Source organism: Pseudothermotoga sp., from assembly GCF_031962025.1.
Classification (GTDB): domain Bacteria; phylum Thermotogota; class Thermotogae; order Thermotogales; family DSM-5069; genus Pseudothermotoga_B.
In genome coordinates this window covers 13099-31459 of record NZ_JAVRKW010000003.1, presented here as the reverse complement: position 1 = coordinate 31459, position 18361 = coordinate 13099, and the positions used below count along the sequence as shown (strand labels likewise).

Below are 18361 nucleotides of genomic sequence, written 5' to 3'. Positions count from 1 at the left end.
AAACATTTGTTCAGTTTCGATACGCTTTGTTGTTTTGTTCATTGCTTTTGTAAGGAGCTGGTATATACTGTACAGACGGTCTTCTTTGTTCTGCCTGTTTGTACAGATTCATGAGCTGATAAACCTCTTCTGGCATCTGGTCGGACACATTGAGTCCCATCTTTTTGAGTTCTTCTATGGTTATTGGATAATCGTGTGTCCATTTTCCACTCGACAGTGTCTGTGCAAGTTCCTGTGCTTTTTGTTCACCGACTTTTTCGGTGAGCAAACAGGCAATGAAATCCCTCACCTGTTCTATAGCCTTTTTTGCAACATCTGCGAGTATGAGCGTTTCATCGTCTATTTCGTTGATGTTTTTCTTTTCAAGGACACTCAAAATGGACGGTGCAGGATAACCACCAATCTGCGGATCGAGTGGACCGAGCACGGCATTTGGATCCATGATTATTTCATCTGCCGCAAGCGCTATGAGTGTTCCACCTGACATTGCGTAATGCGGTACGAAAACAGTTACCTTCCCTTTGTGTCTGATCAGAGCTCTTGCAATCTGCTCGGCTGCCAGAACCAGACCACCAGGAGTGTGAAGAACAATATCTATTGGCATATCATCAGGAGTCAATTTGATGGCTCTGAGCACATCTTCAGAATCTTCTATGTTTATATATCTTCCAAAGGTCAACCCAAAAAAGCTCATCGACTCCTGTCGGTGAATTAAAGTGATAACTCTGCTTTTTCTTTTTGCTTCAAGCTGCTTTATGAGCATTTCCCTGGCAGATCTTTGCGAGTTTGCACGAATGAAAGGTATGAAGAAACTCAGGATCAGAACCATCCAGAATATCTCAAATATGAACGAAGACCACAAAATCATCACCTCCTTTCAACAACAAGTAAATCCGGTCTCTTGATCAGTATACCATTGATTTTAAACTCAACGTATGGCCAATCGCTGTTTTCGAAATAACTGATGATCACAGGACCATTTTCTGTCAAGGCAATCGTGTCTTCGGATTTTGTTCCCGTAATCGTCGGGTTCCATGCAAGGACATTACCGACTTTCAGTTCATACTCTGTAGATTCATTGGCTATTATTTCTCTTGGATTGTAACCTGCAAGACCACCCTGATGATGAAGCATCCATTCATAAGGTTTGCCAACTTCGGCATAGGCTCTTTTAATTTCCTCAAAGACGGTGTTGAGTTTGACCCCGGCTTTTGAGTTTGAGATCGCAATTGCATCGATATAACAGTTTTGCCTGTGCTGTTCAGCCAGCGCATGGTCTTTTTCAAACAGAACAGATCTTGTAGCGGAAACTACCAGACCCCTTTTGCGCGCACAGATACTCACAAACACCTTCTTTCCCAGTCGGACATTTCTTGGCAGGTTGTGTCTGTAAAGTCTCGCGCTCTCTTCGCCGCTCACCATGACAAAAATGGGTTCAATTCCTTCTTTTGCCAGTGATCTGTATATCACACCCTGAACCTCAAGCTCAGTCATGTCTGGTTTTAACTCTTTCATTTCTCTGTTCAAAACTTGATCACATGTACTTCCCAAATCTGTATACGTTTTCAATTCAAAATCACTCATCACATATCTGAGCTGATCTATCTGCGGTTTCAAGTTGATTGTTTCAAACATACCGGTATCAGAAGCGATCCTTTTGCCACTTATAAAAGGTTTTAGAACATCTATCATGTTCTTTGACCAAATATATTCGGCAAATTCAATTTCAGACGACAGATCCTCATAAAGTTCTTCTTTTTCGATGCGCTTTCTTTCTATGTTGTTTGTGAGAATGTAAACGCTTTCCTGATTTACAAAAACATGAGCCGCACCTGTCTCTGTGCCCAAAGTAATGTGATTGCGCGCACCGAAAGTGAACCAGGAAAAATTATCACACCTGCTCAAAAGAATGCCGTCAAAACCTCTTTGTTTAACAAAATCCCTGAGCAACTGAACTCTTGCTCTGAAAAAAGATCTCAGCATCAACGATCACCCAAAATTGATTATACACTTTTTGCTATCAAATGGAAAAATCAGAGATTTGAAAAACCGCTGAATCTTTCATTCATCTGATAGTGCCTGAGCTATTTCAATTGCCACAATCGTATCGTTGCACTGTCCTACCAATCTTGGAACACCTTTTCAATATGTAATACAAGCAAAATCCTCCAGAATGCGAAGATGTCTTTCAGCAGCAAAATCACAGCTTTCATGCTGATTTATCGTGCTTCTGTTAAGGAAAGTTTTTAAATGCACTCAGTCCTTATTGACAAATTGCACATAGGTGTTATAATAAACTATGGAAACCACAAAGGAGGTGGACAAGATGAAAAAAATTGTCATACCAACTCTTGACGGCTCTACTATTTCTCCTCATTTTGGCAGGGCACCGTACTTCACCGTTGTTGATTTAGACGATCAGGGAAATTTCGTCATCAGCGGCAAAATAACAAACACAGGCGAGCATTTTGGTGGCACTGGAAAACCAAAGGACTTCTTGCTTTCCTTGAATCCAACCGCACTGATTGTTAAAGAAATTGGTCCCGGAGCTTTAGCAGCCTTTGAGCAGGCAGGGATAGAGGTTTTCAAAACACGCGCGGCAAAAGTTGAAGAAGCCATGAAAGATTACAAAGACGGCAAGCTCGAAAAATGCGATCAGGGCTGTGCACACTCGCACGGGGAGCATCACAGATGAACGGAAGGTTCAGAAAGTGCATGTACGGTGCCGGTACAGATTTTTTGATACCGGCGATATTGGCTGTCTTGAAAAAAGAACCGGTCCACGGTTATTCACTGCTTGAAAAACTATCTGCAATAGGTTTGAACACGTCTTTCTTTCATCCCAGCATCCTTTACAGGACATTGAGAGCTATGGAAATACATGGTCTGGTGAGTTCAAACTGGGATTTGCAGACAAGCGGGCCGGCAAGGAGAGTTTACTCAATAACAAAAGTCGGTGAAGATTTCTTGGAAAACTGGTGTTCAACTGCGATGGAGAACATCCAGCTAATACAAAAGATTGTTGATATAGCCAAAGGAGGTGAGTGATATGTACGGCTATGTATTTGGAAGAGGTATGTACGGCTATGGGCTTGGAAGAGGCTTTCCACGACCATATATGGGTAGAAGATGCCTCTATCCATTTTATCCAACAAAGCAGGAAGAACTCACCTATCTCAAAGAAAGATCAAACATTCTCAACGAGGAATTGAAATGGATCCAAGAAAGAATCAAAACCTTAGAAAACCAGTCTTGAAAGTCAAAACTCCCCCCAACGGGGGAGTTTATTTAATGACTCGCGGCTGTTTTGATCTTTGGAAATGTAGCTGAAGTGATGCCTGACAATTTCATTATCAACTTTGCAACATCTGTATTGTCCATCACTCCGGTGAAGTACTGTGCGCCAGGTCCAAAGGCATAAACCGGCACGGGAGCTGCTGTGTGGTCAAAGGTTGTCCATCCAAAACCAACTTTGCCGCTTATAAATCTTGCAAGCTCACGTCTAAGCTGGTTTGACGGTACTTTACTGAGAAATTCATATTCCTGATCGGATATGTCTATTCCATACCAGTCTTTCAATCCTTCGATGAATTTTTCTTTTTCCTCTATCTTGAATTTTTCCAGAAACATCGTTGTGGTCCCCTTGGCTTTCCTTGCCTGATCAACGAGAATTGAGTAATTACCGTTTGATAAGGAAAGTCCACCTGTTTCATGATCTCCTGTTACCACCACAAGTGTATTGCCGTTTTTGCTTGCAAAATCAACGGCTACCTTCACCGCGCTATCAAATTCCATGACTTCCTTCCACACACCAAAGAAATCATTGGCATGTGCCTCCCAGTCGATCTGTGATCCTTCAACCATCAGTATGAAATCTTCACCGGAACTGGAAAGAATCTCAATCGCTTTTTTAACCATAACATCCAAGGTAGGCTGTTCGCCAGTTCTTTCAGTTACAGGACTGAGATGGGATGGAGCAAAAAGACCGATTACTTTCCCATCCGTGATATTCTCAAGCTCACTCTTTTTTGTGATATACACATAACCCTGATTGCGCATTTTTTCTATGAGATTTTCATCGTCTTTTCTTATACCGCCCATCGACTGAGGCAAAAAGTAGGAATATCCCCCACCAAAGATCACATCGATACCAGCCTCGGACAACTGCTTTGCCAGAACGAGTTCATCGTCTCTGTTCTCCACATGACCGTAAAACGAAGCCGGTGTTGCGTGTGTCACCCTGCAGGTAACAACTATTCCTGTCCTGTAACCCAGATCTCTTCCCAGTTCAATCATCGAATAAACAGGTTCATTGTTTGGAAGCACTCCTATAGCCTTGTTCAGAGTTTTGAAACCTGTTGCCAGTGCAGTCCCAGCCGGTGCAGAATCTGTCACCCATGAATCTGCCGAGTATGTCAGCGTGATGCCTGAGTAAGGAAGTTTCATCGTTTCAAGCACCTTTGCTTCGAGAATGCTTGCAAGAACTAACTGGTTTGCACTCATACCATCACCGATGAGAAAAATCACGTTGAGTGCAAAAGCAAAAACACCGAGAAAAACAAGCACTGAAAGAACTAAAAACTTTCTCAACATAAGCACACCTCCCCGTTGGCAATAATCATTTTACCAAATTTCGATGTTAAAAACCATCCGAAAAAATTCTCGGGGTTTTTGTGATAGCATTATATTGATTGCAAAAAGGAGGTGCTGTGATCGTGAAGTTTTCACCAAAGAATCTATGGTCTATAAGAAATCGTGAACAGATCGAGTCTTTTAGCAAAGAATATGCCAGATTCATGGACATGGCAAGAACAGAAAGAATGGCTATCAGAGAATCTGTATTGATGCTTCAACAGGCAGGCTTTGTACCTATAGAACGGTTTGATGGAAATACAGACAAAGTATATGCAGTCAATCGTGGAAAATCGTTGATAGCCGTTCGCCTGGTTGGAAAGCTCGAAAATGGTCTGAATCTTGTTGCGGCACATATCGATGCTCCAAGACTTGATTTCAAGCCAAAGCCAATCTTTGAAGAAGAACGAATTGCCCTTGCAAGGACGCATTACTACGGTGGTGTGAAGAAGTATCAGTGGTTCAGCCTGCCTTTAGAGCTCCACGGGTATGTTGTGAAAGAAACCGGTGAAGTTGTGGAAATACACATCGGTCAGTGCAAAGATGACCCAGTTTTTGTCGCCCCGGATCTATTACCGCATCTTGACAGGAAAGACGCACTCGTGAGCGAGAAATTCGATGCTGAAAAACTCTCAGTGATCGCCGGTACAATTCCCCTTGGCGGTGAAGAAAAAGAAGCAGTTAAAACATACGTTCTCAAAATCCTGAAAGATAGATATGGAATAACAGAAGAAGATTTTGTCAGTGGCGAATTCGAATTGGTACCCGCTCTGAAGACAAGAAGCGTCGGCTTTGATGAGAGCCTTCTTGGTGGCTATGGTCACGATGACAGAATTTGTGGCTACACAGCTCTGAAAGGATTGATAGATGCCGTTAACCCCGTGCGCTCATGCGGAGTGATACTCTTCGACAGAGAAGAAATAGGAAGCGAAGGCAATGCAGGAGCAAAGGCTAATTTTTATGTGGCGTTTTTGAAGAAACTCCTCAAGATACAGGGTTGTGCAGATACCTCTCTTGGTATAGATGAACTATTTGCAAAAACTTCTATAATCTCTGCGGACGTGTGCCCGGCGATCGACCCGATGTTCAAAGAAGTTCACGATCCTGAAAACGCCGCAAGAGTCGGCTATGGCGTTGGGCTGGTCAGGTACACGGGTAGCGGTGGAAAATCCGGCTCAAGTGAAGCCCATGCGGAATTTGTCGCTAAAGTTAGAAAGGTTCTGAACCAGGAAGGCATCGTCTGGCAGGTTGCCACCATGGGAAAAGCCGATCGAGGTGGAGGAGGAACAGTGGCAAAATTTCTCGCGGAAAAAGGTGCCTGTGTTTTGGATATGGGACCTGCTTTACTTGGAATGCACTCACCGTTTGAGCTGGTTTCAAAGGCTGATTTATACGAAACCTATAGAGCTTACAGGGCACTACTTGAAAAGCTCAACTGAAAAAGGGACCGATCGGTCCCTTTTTTTGAAAACAAACTGCTTTTTCAGAATTTAGTATCAAAGCTCAAAATAAACTTCGGTTCACCCATGATACCTGCCTGATTTGAATACTCAAAGACATACGCCGCAAGGGCTATCTTCACAAAAGGAATATCGAGTTTTACCCCGCCTGTGAGCCATCCTGCGTGCAGACCACCGTAGAGTTTGACAAAACCAAAATCAGTCTTCAAACCAAGATTGAGTTTTCTCAAAATCGTCTTTTGCTGATTCAAAAGATCTTCAAGTTCCGCTGATACAGTCAAAAACTGCCATGTGTAAGAAGCACCGGTTGAAAGAACATACCTTGGAGCATTCAAAAGAATGTCGTTGAAGTTGGCAAAAAAGCTTAAGCCCAATCTGAAATTATCTATATCATAAGCCATACCGGCACTGGCTATGAAAAATGGCTGGTTTATGTTTGCAAATATTTTAGAAGGATCATCTAGCAAAACATCTTTAAATGAATCTGGGTCAAAAATATTGACAGATGCAGGAAATTCAGTGCCAGTTGCGGGAATAACAAAACCTGCCATGCCACCACCAAATGATGCACCCACTCTGAGATTTTCAAATTTCACAGCCCCACCAACAACACCAAAATAATCCATCCATGCTCCGAGCTCTACGTCATTGAGTCTCATCAAAGAAAGATTCCAGAACGCAGACGCCTGAAAGGCTCCCATACCGCCTATTACAAGATTGCCTATTTTTGCACCGTATCCACCAGCCAAGTTCAGATCATAACTGTGAACACCTTCAAGAGCTTTCAAAAGTTCCGTGTCAGTTGCAAGATCTGTTATCGAAGCGGGATTTGAAATATATGGAAGTAATTTTGAAAGCTCTGCGATGTTGTTTGAAAGACCTGGAAAGACGCTCAATTCAAAGCCAGGTGTGAAAAGTGCGGGATTGAGTATCAGTGCATTCATGCCTTCCACCGTTGTATAAATACCACCCATTGCCAGACTCTCAACAGGTTTGAAAAACCCCGGAAAAACCTCCCACTGGTATGAAATTCCCGTAATAGTAACAATCAACATCAAAGCAAGGATAAATTTTTTCATTTTCAATCACTCCCCAGTAGATCAAATAGATCTGCTAAATATTGAGCTTGATATAAAGAATCTGTCGCAGGTGGATCTGGCAAGGTTATGTCCAAACTCAATACACCAGTTACTTCTTTCATAATTTCATAAGCCCAGACAAACTCATCGCAATTATTTTCATCATGGTACAAACCACTTGTTGTATCAAAAGCAAGTTCTGTGAAAGAAGCTGGGTTTGTTATAGTCTGTTTGACAAGGTTTTCATCTGTGATCTTTCCATCGTTGTTAGTGTCCAATACAAGATTGAGCATATATCCCAGATCATAGAAGATACAAAAAGCGGCATAAGTTGAACTTGAGTCCTGTGTTTGTGTGGCATTGACAAGTACGTAATAGCCACTTGTCAAAAGTTTGAGAAGCTGTGCGTTGTCTATGAAACTCGCAAGGGTTGAAACAACCGTGCCTGCATTGGTTTCAAGTATCTGCCAGAAATCTTGAGTGCCGTTTCTGGTTTTTGGAAAAATCTGTGAAAGATCCAATCCCAGCTCCTGTGCAATCTCTTGAAAGTCAGAGACAAGGTCTGTGATACTTTTTCCAGATTTCGACGCCGCTGCTTCGACCAATATCTTTATAGCCTCTATTGCCTCGTCAGTCAGTTCATCCTTTTTATCGTACAAAGCCTGTGCAAAATCATAGAGTGTACTTGTTGAATCCAACAGTCCTGTGAGCTGTTCATTGGTCAAGCCCAGATCAAGTTTATCATTTAAAACTGATCCAGACAGAGCTATAGCCTTGTCATAATCTTTGCTGCTCAAAGCTCCTTTGGCTGCATCTAACTTTTGCTGTGTTGTGCCCGAAGAAAGAAGATTTTGAAGTTCAAGATTTGCAAATATATTAAAAGCACATGAGGACAAAAAAAGTGCGGCAACCACGACAATCCAAACCATCAGCAGGCTCTTTCCCCGCACAAGAACCACCCCTTTCTTTATGATGATTATACAACTTTTTTCACACTTTCAAATCGATCTGATGAATCATCCCCAGTTGACCATCTTCATTCAAATAAATACCGCTTGATACAATCTGTCCGAGAAATCCCTGCCCATCGTATAAACTGAACTTTGTCGGCACAAATCCAAGATAAATAGCCCCTATGTTCATGTCTTTGAGTGAAAGTAGCTTTTCTTTACCATCTTTATCTGTAAACCAGACTCTGAGTTTTGCAAAGATCGGATCTTCTTGATCGATCCATCTGTTTTTATCTATGTCATACCTCGACAGTTCCTTAAAGCCATTGCCAGTTGCTGGTCCAAACAGTTCTATGCCGCTGTCTATCTTTCCGTTGTCGTTCAAATCCAGAGCCAGAAAGCCCAAGTTCGACGCAGGAATGCGAAATTCATCCACCACACCGTCAAGATCAAGATCCATTCTTATCTTCTTTGCAGAAAAATTCACAGGCTTGCTGTCAAAATTGAGTAATAGTGGATCTTTCAATCCATCATCAAACCTTAACTGAAAGTTTTTCTCAAAATACACAGATCTTTCCATTCTAATCGAAAGACTGAACTCGATCGTTCTACCATCTTTTGTCCTGACCGTTCCGCTGGCTGAAAAAACCATTTTTTCAGATTCAGAATACCTTTGATGACTTTCATAAACTAAACTGAAGTTCTGCTGAGAATGAGAATTATCGGTTTTATGAATTTTTGGATCTTCATTTTCGCAAAGCTCAAGTGCAAGCAATCTTATCTTTTTACCGGTGAGTTTTTCCAGCAGGTACTTTATCATTCTCAGTTTTGCTTTTTGCTCATCTGAAAGTTTCAGTGCAGGCTCTTCAGGCTGCACACTATCATGTACATAATTGTAGCGAATATTCAGTCTTTCGCTTTTTTCATAACTTTTATCATAGCTATAATAACTTTCCATACTATTTGAGTAACTTTCTATTCTCATCTAATCACCTTGATTTATTTATCGACCGAAAATAAAAAAAACAGCAGAGCTTACACCCTGCTGTGAATTTTCAGTCTTTCTATTTTCTATGCTCCGTACAAATCCCGTCTTGATACCCAGCCCTTTCTCAAAGTCTGGGATAAAACAGCCAGTCCAACCAGTACGAACCCGATAAGATCTGTCACAAAACCCGGAAAGGCCATCATAATGCCGCCAATGCTGTACAAGATTGCCTCAAAGTTTTTCAAATGTCCGAAGAAATAACCGGTCAGTCCTCCAGACAGAATTATCAAGCCCACTGTTGTGGTCAAAAGCGGCCAGATCAATTCAACTGGATTTTTCAAGTTGATGAGCAATATCTGTGGATAATAGACGAAAACATACGGAACCAGAAACGCGGCTATGCCAAGTCTTGTCGCCGTGATACCTGTCTTGAAAGGATCTGATCTTGCTATACCAGCACCAGCCATCGCAGCGAGTGCTACAGGTGGTGTGATATCTGCGATGACACCAAAATAGAATGCGAACATATGCGCTGGCAGCACCCATACACCCAGTCTCAAAAGAGCCGGTGCGGCTATCGTTGAGGTGATGACATAATTTGCCGTTGTTGGTACGCCCATTCCCAGGACCAAACTCGTTAACATCGTGAAAATCAGTGTAATCAGAAGATTACCCTGAGCAAGGTCAACAAGCGCCGTACCGAGCTTCAATCCCAAGCCAGTCACTGTGACAACTCCAATGATTATACCCGCACATGCGGTGGCAGCGACGACGCTCAGAGCTCCTCTTGCACCTGCTTCAAGAGCGGCAGGTATATCAGAAAGCTTCATCCTGGTCGATTTTCTAATCATTGAAGCTATTACAGAAACCACTATCGCATAAAAGGCAGCCCGAACCGGTGTAAAACCCGTAACAAGAAGGTACAGAACGATTATCAACGGTAGTAGTAAATGACCCCTTTCTAAAAGCACCTTCCCAATCTTGGGTAACTGTTCTTTTGACATGCCCTTTAACCCGATTTTTCTGGCTTCCCAGTGAACAGCCATCCAGACGGCAAAGAAATAAAAAATAGCCGGAATCAATGCGGCAATTATGATCTTTCCATAGGGTATGCCGGTGAACTCTGCCATGAGAAATGCCGCAGCGCCCATAACTGGTGGCATTATCTGCCCGCCAGTGGAAGCAGTCGCTTCAACTGCAGCGGCAAACTCCGGTTTGTATCCCAGTTTTTTCATCATCGGTATTGTAAAACTCCCTGAGCCAACTGTGTTTGCGACTGAGCTGCCTCCAATAGTGCCCTCCAGCGCACTTGCAAAGACGGCAACCTTTGCTGGTCCACCAGAAGCCCATCCAACAAGTGCATTTGAAAGATCTATGAACAGCTGTCCAAGCCCGGTTTTCTCAAGAAAAGCAGCCAGCAGTATGAATAGAAACACAAAAGTGGATGAAACACCAAGAGGTATACCAAAGATGCCTTCTGTTGTGAAAAACAGGTGCCCGATGAGTCTTTGCAGAGAAATACCTCTGTGCGCCAAAACTCCCGGCATATATCTACCAAATAGCGCGTATAATATGAAAACACTGGACACTATCACCATAGGCAGTCCGACAATTCTTCTCACAGCTTCGAGAACCAAAAGTATGCCAATGATGCCAATCACAAGATCGAGTTTTGTAACAGTGCCTGCTCTCAGAACAAGCTCTTTGTAATTTACGACTATGTACAGCGTTGTCATCGGAGCTATTATGGCAAGGATCAGGTCAAATGGGTGAATCCTATCCTTGGGCCATTTTTTTCTTGTGGGGTACAGCAAATAGATCAACGTCAAACCAAAGGTCAGGTGTATTGACCTTTGAATCATCGCGTCGAGAACACCAAAGGCAGCTGTATAGAGTTGAAAAACAGAAAAGGTTATGGCTATAGCCGCAACAACCTTTGCAAGAAAACCTCTGTATTTTCTATAGGTAGACTCTCTATCATATTTCTCCAGAACCTTTTGAACCTCTTCTTCTGAAACCTTTTCTTGCTCAAATTGCTGGTCTGGAACCTTCTGTTTGTCCAAGCTCTCCACCCCTATCTTAGTTTTAAATCGATTGAATACTTACAGGATAAAACAATCAGATCGTTCACATTCGCTATGTCCTTGAACATGATCTTACCGTCTTTGAACAAAAGACCATGTCCGTCTAAGTGAGAAACCCGAAGGGAGATCTCTTTGAATTTCCGGGAGATTTCTACCTCAAAAAAACCATCTTTTACGACAAACCTCCCTTCGGTTTGAAAAGTCAACCCGGCTCCCATTGAACTGTACTTTGCCATATAAAGATGTAAAAGACCATCTTTTGATATTTCATAAAATTCATAGACCGGTGTTTTTTCTACTGAATGTACAAAGGTCAATACGAATTTTCCATCCTCTAGTTTTCTGGTGTATATTACTTTTCCTTCTTTGCTCACAACCAGTACCGGTACTCTTTCAAAGCGAAATATTAAAAAGAACGACGCCAATAATACCAGAGCAACAAACCAAAATCGCATCAAAGATTAGAGTCCCATTTCTTTGAAAAATTTTTCCGCACCCGGATGCAGAGGTATGGACATGCCTTCTTTACCCGTTTCTGGAATGATCATCTCACCTTTTTGATGAGCCTCTATGAGCCTCTTTTGATTGGCATACATTGTTTTGAGCATTTCGTAAACAAGATCGGCTGAAAGATCTTCTCTGACAGCCAGCATCGCCTTGACTGCCACTGTTTCTACGTCTTTGTCAACACCCTTGTAAGTCCCAGCGGGGATGACTATCTTTGTGTAGAACGGGTAGTTCCTCTGCAAAATCTGGATTATATTTTGATCAACTGGAACTATGGTGATTTTCTTTACAGCAGCTACATCGATTACTGCAGCCGTAGGGTGACCTGCTGTAACAAATGCAGCATCTATATTTTCGTTCTTTAGATTTTCAGCAGCCTCGGCAAAACTCAGATACTGCACTTTGATGTCGTTGTAAGTGATACCAGCAGCCGTCAGAATATGCCTTGCATTTACCTCCGTTCCGCTTCCTGCAGCACCAACGGCGACTCTTTTACCCTTCAGATCATAAACACTGTTGATTCCCTTATCGGCGAGTGCAACAATCTGGATAGTTTCAGGATAGAGTGTCGCAAGTCCTCGTATTTCTTTGAAAGGCTTATCTTTGAAAAGTTCGATACCCGAGTAAGCATAAAATGCAACATCGTTTTGCACAAAGATTACATCAACATCTTTGTTCTTCAGCAGGTTCACATTGGCAACAGATGCACCTGAACTCTGAGCTGAGGCGTTAACGTTTTTCAGATTCTTTGTCCAGATGTCTGCCATTGCAGCACCGAGTGGATAATAAACCCCGGCGGTACCACCAGTTGCAATTGTCAAAAACGTGGCAGCAAAGCTACTGATTGCCAAAACAACCAGGATCAGACCAACGACGAACTTTTTCACCTTCATCCCTCCCCTTGAAAGATGTTGTTTATACAAATATATTATACCATGGCAACTTTCAGCAAAACTAAATTCAAACAAAGCAGTTTTAACATCAGTTGATGTTACTCAAAGTAGCACATAGTCTGAAAATTTTATACGCTTCCATATATGTTGATGCTCTGTAAACAACTGTTCTTGCATCCTTTTTAACGATATTTGGTATGAGCGATACCATCTCTGTCATGGCAGATCTTATGAAGGATATTTTCAGCTCCACTGGTTCTTTTTCAACCGTCGGCTTGAAGTTTTTGATGTTTTCCATTGCCTGTTTAACTCCATTTATCAGGCGTTCCTTCACCACATCAAATGGATAAAGTTTTGCGGAATAACGGCCGTACGCTTCCTTGACAACAACACCGACAAAGTCGTTTAACTCTTCTCTTGCACATCTTATCGTGTTTTGATCCCCACTGATCAACGCAACTGGTATTCCAAAAGATCCTGCGAGTCTGCCGTTCAAACCAGCCTCACTCATTGGCTTTCCGTTGATCTCCACGTGAAAAACTCTACCTGTATATGTGTGATCCATCACAGCCTCCATACTGCCAGCTCTTGCGTGGTAACCAACAAAAAAGACTGCGTCAAAGTTTTCGTCAATTCCCTGCATCATGCTCAATGGTTTGGGGCTTCCACTTATCAAAACAGCCTTTGGATGAAGTTCTTCAATCAAAATGTTGTCCATGTTGTTGTGCGAATCATTGACAACAACTTCAGTTGCACCGAACTGGTATGCGGCTTCTACCACCACGTTGACTTCTTTGGTCATGATTTTTCTGAACCTTTCGTATTCTTTGGAGTCAGGTTCGACGTGAGAGTAAGACACAACCCCAGAAATCCCTTCCATGTCGGCTGAAATGAAAATTCTCATTTCACATTCCTCCTTCTTCTGTCAGCACAGCGTTCAACAAAAACCTCGAATAATCTCATCTGCTCCCTGTACCTTTCAAACATCCTTTCAGGATGCCACTGCACTCCCAGGACAAAGTCATCTGCATCGATTTTTTCCACTGCTTCAATTATGTTGTCTTGCGAATATGCAACTATTTTCAGCACTGGAGCTATCTTTTTGATTGCCTGATGGTGAAAACTGTTGACCATTATACTGGATTTTTTGAACAGGCTGTGTATGAAACTCTCTTGCACTAAATGTATCTTATGAGTTGGATGATAGCTTGGAGCATCTTGAGAATGTTTCAACACATTCTCGCACTGACTGTATATGTCCTGGTAAAGGCTACCTCCTAGTGCAACGTTGATCAGCTGTATTCCCCTGCAGATGCCAAATATGGGCTTTTTCGCTTTGAAAAATGCCTGGCACAGTTTTATCTCTAATTCGTCTCTTTTTGGAGTCACCTGTCCAAGACCTTTTTCTGGCTCTTCACCGTAGAAATGTGGATCAACATCGACTCCGCCTGAGAAGAGAACTCCATCCAGTAGGTCAACCAGTTCGGTGATGTTTTTATGATCATCATATACAGGAATCGCAAACACAACAGCACCGGCTTTTTCAAGCGCTCTGTAATAAGCTTCATTTAATTTTATGAAATCCTGATCAACCGAACAGGTTACTCCTATAACAGGTTTCATGGTTTGAATTATACTACTTAAAGAGCAAGGATCACAAGAGAGCTGGTAGAATAAAACAAAGGAGATGATTTTTCATGTTTGATCTGTTGATTTTGAATGCCATGATAATCGATGGTACCTCATCGTCATGGTTTTATGGAGACATCGGCATAGACAAAGATAAAATTTCAGCCATAGGCAACCTGAAAAGACATAAAGCCAGAAGAGTCATAGATGCCAAAGGTTTGTTCGTTTCACCTGGTTTCATAGATATTCACAGTCATTCAGATTTCCATGCAATTGTGAATTACAGATGTGAAAGCAAGGTCAGGCAGGGCGTGACCACAGAAGTTGTTGGGAACTGCGGATATTCGCTTGCTCCGCTGCTTGGTGAAGCACTTCAGGAAAGCAGAAGATCACATCTTGAATCTTATGGCATCGAAGCAGGCTGGGAAACCGTTGAAGAATACCTTCAGGTTCTGGAAAAATCAAGACCATCCATAAATTACGCAACACTGGTTGGTCACGGGACAATCAGAAAATCCGTGATGGGTTACGAAAGAAGAGAACCAACGAAAGAAGAACTAGCAAAAATGAAAAGGTTACTCGATCAAGCCATGAGAGATGGTGCTTTTGGGATGAGCACCGGTTTGATATATTCCCCGGGCTCGTTTGCAAAAACAGAAGAAATAATCCAATTGTGCAAAGTCGTTGCAAAAAGAAACGGCATATACACAACCCACATGAGAAGTGAAAGTGAGTATCTGGAAGAATCAGTTCTCGAATCGATTGAAATAGGTGAAAAATCCAAGGTTGCCGTTCAAATCTCACACCATAAAGCCTGCGGAAGAAAGTACTTTGGCAAAGTGAATAAAACACTTCAAATGATACAGCAAGCCAGATCCAAGGGCATAGATGTAACCTGCGATGTTTATCCTTACACGGCAACAGCAACAGACCTTGATGCCATATTACCGGACTGGGTACATGAAGGGGGTATTCAAAAACTCCTTGAAAGGCTCACAGACAAAAATACAAGAGAAAAAATCAAAAAGCAAATAGATCCTGTTCAAAAAGCCATGAGCGGATACGAAAACCTTTACGTGACCTATACGTTCACGGAGAAAAACAAGCAATTTCAGGGCAAGAGTATCGCTGAAATATCCAAAATTCTGAATAAAGATCCCCTGGATACCGCTTTTGACTTGATCGTCGAAGAAAGATCAAGAGTAGGCATGATGAGATTTGCAATGGATGAAGAAGACGTGAAGAAAGTGATCTCAAGTCCATTTTCAATGATCGGTTCTGACGGCAGTGCACTATCAGTTGATGGTGTTCTTTCGCACGGACATCCGCACCCGAGAAATTTTGGAACCTTTCCAAGAGTGATCGCCCGTTATGTCAAAGAGCTCAAAACAATCACCCTGGAACAGGCTATCTACAAAATGACATCTTTCCCGGCACGAAGAATAGGGTTATTCGATCGAGGGATAATCAGACCGAACATGGCTGCAGACATTGTGATATTTGATTTTGACAGAATTCAGGACACGGCAACCTATGAAGAACCAAAAAAATATCCCCAGGGTATAGTCTATGTAATAGTTAACGGTGAACCTGTGATCTTTGAATCTGAACACACCTTTGCTCGAGCCGGAAAGATCTTAAGAAAAAAGTAATCAATTGATGCATATCAGGGCTTCTCTTATGATCTTTGCCGCAACAATACATGTTCTTTCTGAAAGGTCTGTCAGTGGAGAAACTTCAACCAGATCAAAGCCAACTATATTGAGTTCTTTGAATTTTTGAATCACTTCGAAGATCTCCTTTGAAGTGCATCCACCTGGTTCAGGGGTGCCTGTGCCGGGTGCATAAGCTGGATCGAGTACGTCAATGTCGAAGGTCACATAAACGGGAAAGCCTTTGAGCTCCTCTAAGACACTCATAAAAGGTTCTTTAACATCCACAAGAAAGGTGTTTGTGTGCTGTCTGGCAAAATCGAACTCTTCTTTCACACCTGATCTGATACCGAACTGATACAAATGCCTGTGTTTTATACATTCACAGACCCTTCTGAGTACCGTTGCGTGGGAAAGTTTTTCACCAAAAAAGCTGTCTCTCAGATCTGCGTGTGCATCGAAATGAAGGACTTTAAGTTCCGGGAACTTCAATGCAACCTGTTTGATCACAGGATAGCTTATCAGGTGTTCTCCCCCAATGAAAAACGGGATCTTTTCATCTTCGATGATCTGATGCGCTACTGATTCAATCAATTTCAGACTTTCGTACACGTTGCCAAAAGGTAGTTCGATGTCTCCTATATCGCAAAAATTCTTTTCGTTCAAAGAACCATTCAGGTATGAGCTGTAATCCTCCAGCCCGTAAGACAGTTCTCTGATCCTTCTTGGTCCCATTCTCGTACCCGGTCTGAAGCTCGTCGTCTGATCCAAAGGAGCACCTACCAGAACAACATCACTTTTCTCGTAATCGTCTTTTGACCTGAGAAATCTGCATTGATTTATCAGCTTCACCTGTGTTTTCATTGCAAAACCTCCTCATCGCGAACGATTTCAACGCTTAAAATTCTATCCACTCTGAAGGTCCTGGTCTGTTTTCTCTCAAAACAGTATGCACATAGCCCCCGAAAGATCTTTCCCTGGTATGAAAAATCACCGAGTTTTTCCGGTTTCACCACCCTGACTGTCTTTTCGTTGTCTGGCTTTAGATAGACTATTCTCACACACTTTCCTTCTTTTATCGCTTCATCGATCAACCTGAGTTTCTCATCCAGTGGAATCTGCCTGTGCCAGTAGCTGTACTGAAAGTTGCTCAGAAAATGGACAATCCTTTTATCAAGCATAACATCTGATTTTGTCACCTTTCGTGTTAACGAGATACCGTTCAAAGACCTGCATCTGCTAAGTGCCACATACAGTTGCCCCGGAGCGAAGAATCTTTTTGAAAGATCTATTATCACCTTATCAAAGGTCTTGCCCTGGCTTTTGTGAATGGTGACTGCCCAGGCAAGTTTCAGTGGATATTGTCTGAACAAACCAATAGATTCTGTTTCTATACACTTTTTTCTTCTGTTATACCTGTAGTGAAATATCTCCCATTCATGCGGTGTAACTTCTTCGATTCTACCATCTGCAAATTGAACTAAAATAACATCTTCTTCATCGTGGAGAACATCAACAATCCTGCCAACAGAGCCGTTGACCCACCGCCCATCGGCATCGTTATTGAGCATCATAACCTGCGCACCTTTTTTGATCAACAATCTGTATTCGGTCGGATAAGAGTCTTCATCGAAATTGCCAGAGACTTGAGCATAAAATCTATATGATCTTGTGCTTAATTCATCCAGTTTTTGTTCGTTTATCTTTCTTGAAGTTTCGTTGTGAGCCGTCAGATAGACAGTGTAACCATCTTTGTCCAGTTGAGCACCAACACGGCTGTTCAAAAGCGAGAGACTTTCTTCACAGATCGTGCCTTTTCTGATCTGGTTCAAAATCTCTATGAACTGCTCATCTTCCTGCCTGTATATTTTCTCAAGTTCAACAAACTCCCATTCGGCACTTTTAAATGCATCTGAATCGAAAAAGTATTCACTTTTATAGCGTTCTTTGAAGAATTCTTTCTCCTTTTCCCTGATCACAGGTGGAAGTTGATACAGATCGCCTATCACGATCATCTGAATTCCACCAAAGGGCTTGTCTTTATCCCTGCCATTCAACCGCAAAAACTTATCAACGCAATCTAACAGATCTGATCTGACCATTGAAATTTCATCGATGATCACTGCGTCTATTTTTCTGTAAATCTGATCGTGCACCGGCTGAATTTTGTCAAGGGTCACATCTGGTTTGAATCCAAAAAATGAATGTATGGTCTCGCCTTTCACATTCAGTGCCGCAACGCCGGTTGGGGCAAGTACAACTACTTTCTTCGCTGTTCTGTCACGAAAATACCTGAGCAAAGTCGATTTTCCAGTACCTGCCCTACCCGTTATGAAGATGTTTTTACTTGAATTTTCCATCAAATCAAGTGCCCTTGAAAATTCTTTGTTCAGTTCTATTTGCTGCATACTCTTATATTAACATCAAAATATTTACAATACCTATCGTCTTTTCTAAAGCACTTTTTTGTAATTGACTTTGCCTAAT

Annotated in this window: 18 protein-coding genes; 5 read left to right on the top strand and 13 right to left on the bottom strand. The window is 42.1% G+C overall.

What is annotated here, in order from left to right:
• Positions 1 to 10 precede the first annotated feature (10 nt).
• Together AC4E92_RS03540 and AC4E92_RS03535 are read right to left on the bottom strand one after the other, a co-directional pair.
• Positions 11 to 868, bottom strand: coding sequence for an SDH family Clp fold serine proteinase (locus AC4E92_RS03540; RefSeq protein WP_490239217.1), 858 nt, complete (start codon positions 866 to 868; stop codon positions 11 to 13).
• Positions 868 to 1983, bottom strand: a complete 1116-nt coding sequence (locus AC4E92_RS03535) for a M24 family metallopeptidase (protein WP_490239216.1) — start codon at positions 1981 to 1983, stop codon at positions 868 to 870. Before AC4E92_RS03535 ends, AC4E92_RS03540 begins: the two co-directional genes overlap by 1 nt.
• Positions 1984 to 2326: 343 nt before the next feature.
• On the opposite strand from AC4E92_RS03535, the gene AC4E92_RS03530 reads away from it, so the two are divergent.
• Genes AC4E92_RS03530 through AC4E92_RS03520 form a run of 3 tightly spaced genes read left to right on the top strand, consistent with a single transcriptional unit; the run spans position 2327 to position 3256 of the window.
• Positions 2327 to 2695, top strand: a complete 369-nt coding sequence (locus AC4E92_RS03530; RefSeq protein ID WP_490239215.1) for a NifB/NifX family molybdenum-iron cluster-binding protein — start codon at positions 2327 to 2329, stop codon at positions 2693 to 2695.
• Positions 2692 to 3048, top strand: coding sequence for a helix-turn-helix transcriptional regulator (locus tag AC4E92_RS03525; protein WP_490239214.1), 357 nt, complete (start codon positions 2692 to 2694; stop codon positions 3046 to 3048). The genes AC4E92_RS03530 and AC4E92_RS03525 overlap by 4 nt, the downstream gene beginning before the upstream one ends.
• A 1-nt stretch (position 3049) precedes the next feature.
• Positions 3050 to 3256 (top strand): DUF5320 domain-containing protein, encoded by a 207-nt coding sequence (locus tag AC4E92_RS03520; RefSeq protein WP_490239213.1) that lies wholly within the window; start codon positions 3050 to 3052, stop codon positions 3254 to 3256.
• A 32-nt stretch (positions 3257 to 3288) separates the two neighbouring features.
• Here AC4E92_RS03520 and AC4E92_RS03515 read toward each other — a convergent pair whose 3' ends face one another.
• The gene (locus AC4E92_RS03515; protein WP_490239212.1) at positions 3289 to 4593 is read right to left on the bottom strand and encodes an alkaline phosphatase; all 1305 of its coding nucleotides are present in this window, start codon (positions 4591 to 4593) and stop codon (positions 3289 to 3291) included.
• Between the two features lie 122 nt (positions 4594 to 4715).
• Between AC4E92_RS03515 and AC4E92_RS03510 the strand changes: the two genes are divergently transcribed.
• The gene (locus AC4E92_RS03510) at positions 4716 to 6071 is read left to right on the top strand and encodes an aminopeptidase (protein ID WP_490239211.1); all 1356 of its coding nucleotides are present in this window, start codon (positions 4716 to 4718) and stop codon (positions 6069 to 6071) included.
• Positions 6072 to 6115: 44 nt separating this feature from the next.
• Here AC4E92_RS03510 and AC4E92_RS03505 read toward each other — a convergent pair whose 3' ends face one another.
• From AC4E92_RS03505 to AC4E92_RS03470, 8 genes are all read right to left on the bottom strand, one after another.
• Positions 6116 to 7171 carry a hypothetical protein gene (locus tag AC4E92_RS03505; RefSeq protein WP_490239210.1) on the bottom strand — a complete coding sequence of 352 codons (1056 nt, stop codon included), beginning with the start codon at positions 7169 to 7171 and terminating at the stop codon, positions 6116 to 6118.
• Between the two features lie 2 nt (positions 7172 to 7173).
• The gene (locus tag AC4E92_RS03500) at positions 7174 to 8121 is read right to left on the bottom strand and encodes a hypothetical protein (RefSeq protein ID WP_490239209.1); all 948 of its coding nucleotides are present in this window, start codon (positions 8119 to 8121) and stop codon (positions 7174 to 7176) included.
• Between the two features lie 40 nt (positions 8122 to 8161).
• The gene (locus AC4E92_RS03495) at positions 8162 to 9106 is read right to left on the bottom strand and encodes an SPM autocatalytic domain-containing protein (protein WP_490239208.1); all 945 of its coding nucleotides are present in this window, start codon (positions 9104 to 9106) and stop codon (positions 8162 to 8164) included.
• 86 nt (positions 9107 to 9192) lie between these two features.
• On the bottom strand, positions 9193 to 11172 hold the full coding sequence (locus tag AC4E92_RS03490) for a TRAP transporter permease (protein WP_490239207.1): 1980 nt from the start codon (positions 11170 to 11172) through the stop codon (positions 9193 to 9195).
• Positions 11173 to 11183: 11 nt separating this feature from the next.
• Positions 11184 to 11648 carry a DUF1850 domain-containing protein gene (locus tag AC4E92_RS03485; protein ID WP_490239206.1) on the bottom strand — a complete coding sequence of 155 codons (465 nt, stop codon included), beginning with the start codon at positions 11646 to 11648 and terminating at the stop codon, positions 11184 to 11186.
• A gap of 6 nt (positions 11649 to 11654) precedes the next feature.
• A complete protein-coding gene (locus AC4E92_RS03480; protein WP_490239205.1) occupies positions 11655 to 12587 on the bottom strand; it encodes a TAXI family TRAP transporter solute-binding subunit in 933 nt (310 codons plus the stop codon).
• A gap of 94 nt (positions 12588 to 12681) precedes the next feature.
• Positions 12682 to 13497: a M55 family metallopeptidase gene (locus AC4E92_RS03475; RefSeq protein WP_490239204.1), complete on the bottom strand. Its 816-nt coding sequence runs from the start codon at positions 13495 to 13497 to the stop codon at positions 12682 to 12684.
• On the bottom strand, positions 13494 to 14216 hold the full coding sequence (locus tag AC4E92_RS03470; RefSeq protein WP_490239203.1) for a gamma-glutamyl-gamma-aminobutyrate hydrolase family protein: 723 nt from the start codon (positions 14214 to 14216) through the stop codon (positions 13494 to 13496). Before AC4E92_RS03470 ends, AC4E92_RS03475 begins: the two co-directional genes overlap by 4 nt.
• Before the next feature lie 74 nt (positions 14217 to 14290).
• On the opposite strand from AC4E92_RS03470, the gene AC4E92_RS03465 reads away from it, so the two are divergent.
• A complete protein-coding gene (locus AC4E92_RS03465) occupies positions 14291 to 15874 on the top strand; it encodes an N-acyl-D-amino-acid deacylase family protein (RefSeq protein ID WP_490239202.1) in 1584 nt (527 codons plus the stop codon).
• Here AC4E92_RS03465 and speB read toward each other — a convergent pair whose 3' ends face one another.
• Complete coding sequence (gene speB / locus AC4E92_RS03460) at positions 15875 to 16738, bottom strand: agmatinase (protein WP_490239201.1); 864 nt, start codon at positions 16736 to 16738, stop codon at positions 15875 to 15877.
• Positions 16735 to 18282, bottom strand: coding sequence for an AAA family ATPase (locus AC4E92_RS03455; protein WP_490239200.1), 1548 nt, complete (start codon positions 18280 to 18282; stop codon positions 16735 to 16737). The genes speB and AC4E92_RS03455 overlap by 4 nt, the downstream gene beginning before the upstream one ends.
• Positions 18283 to 18361 lie beyond the last annotated feature (79 nt).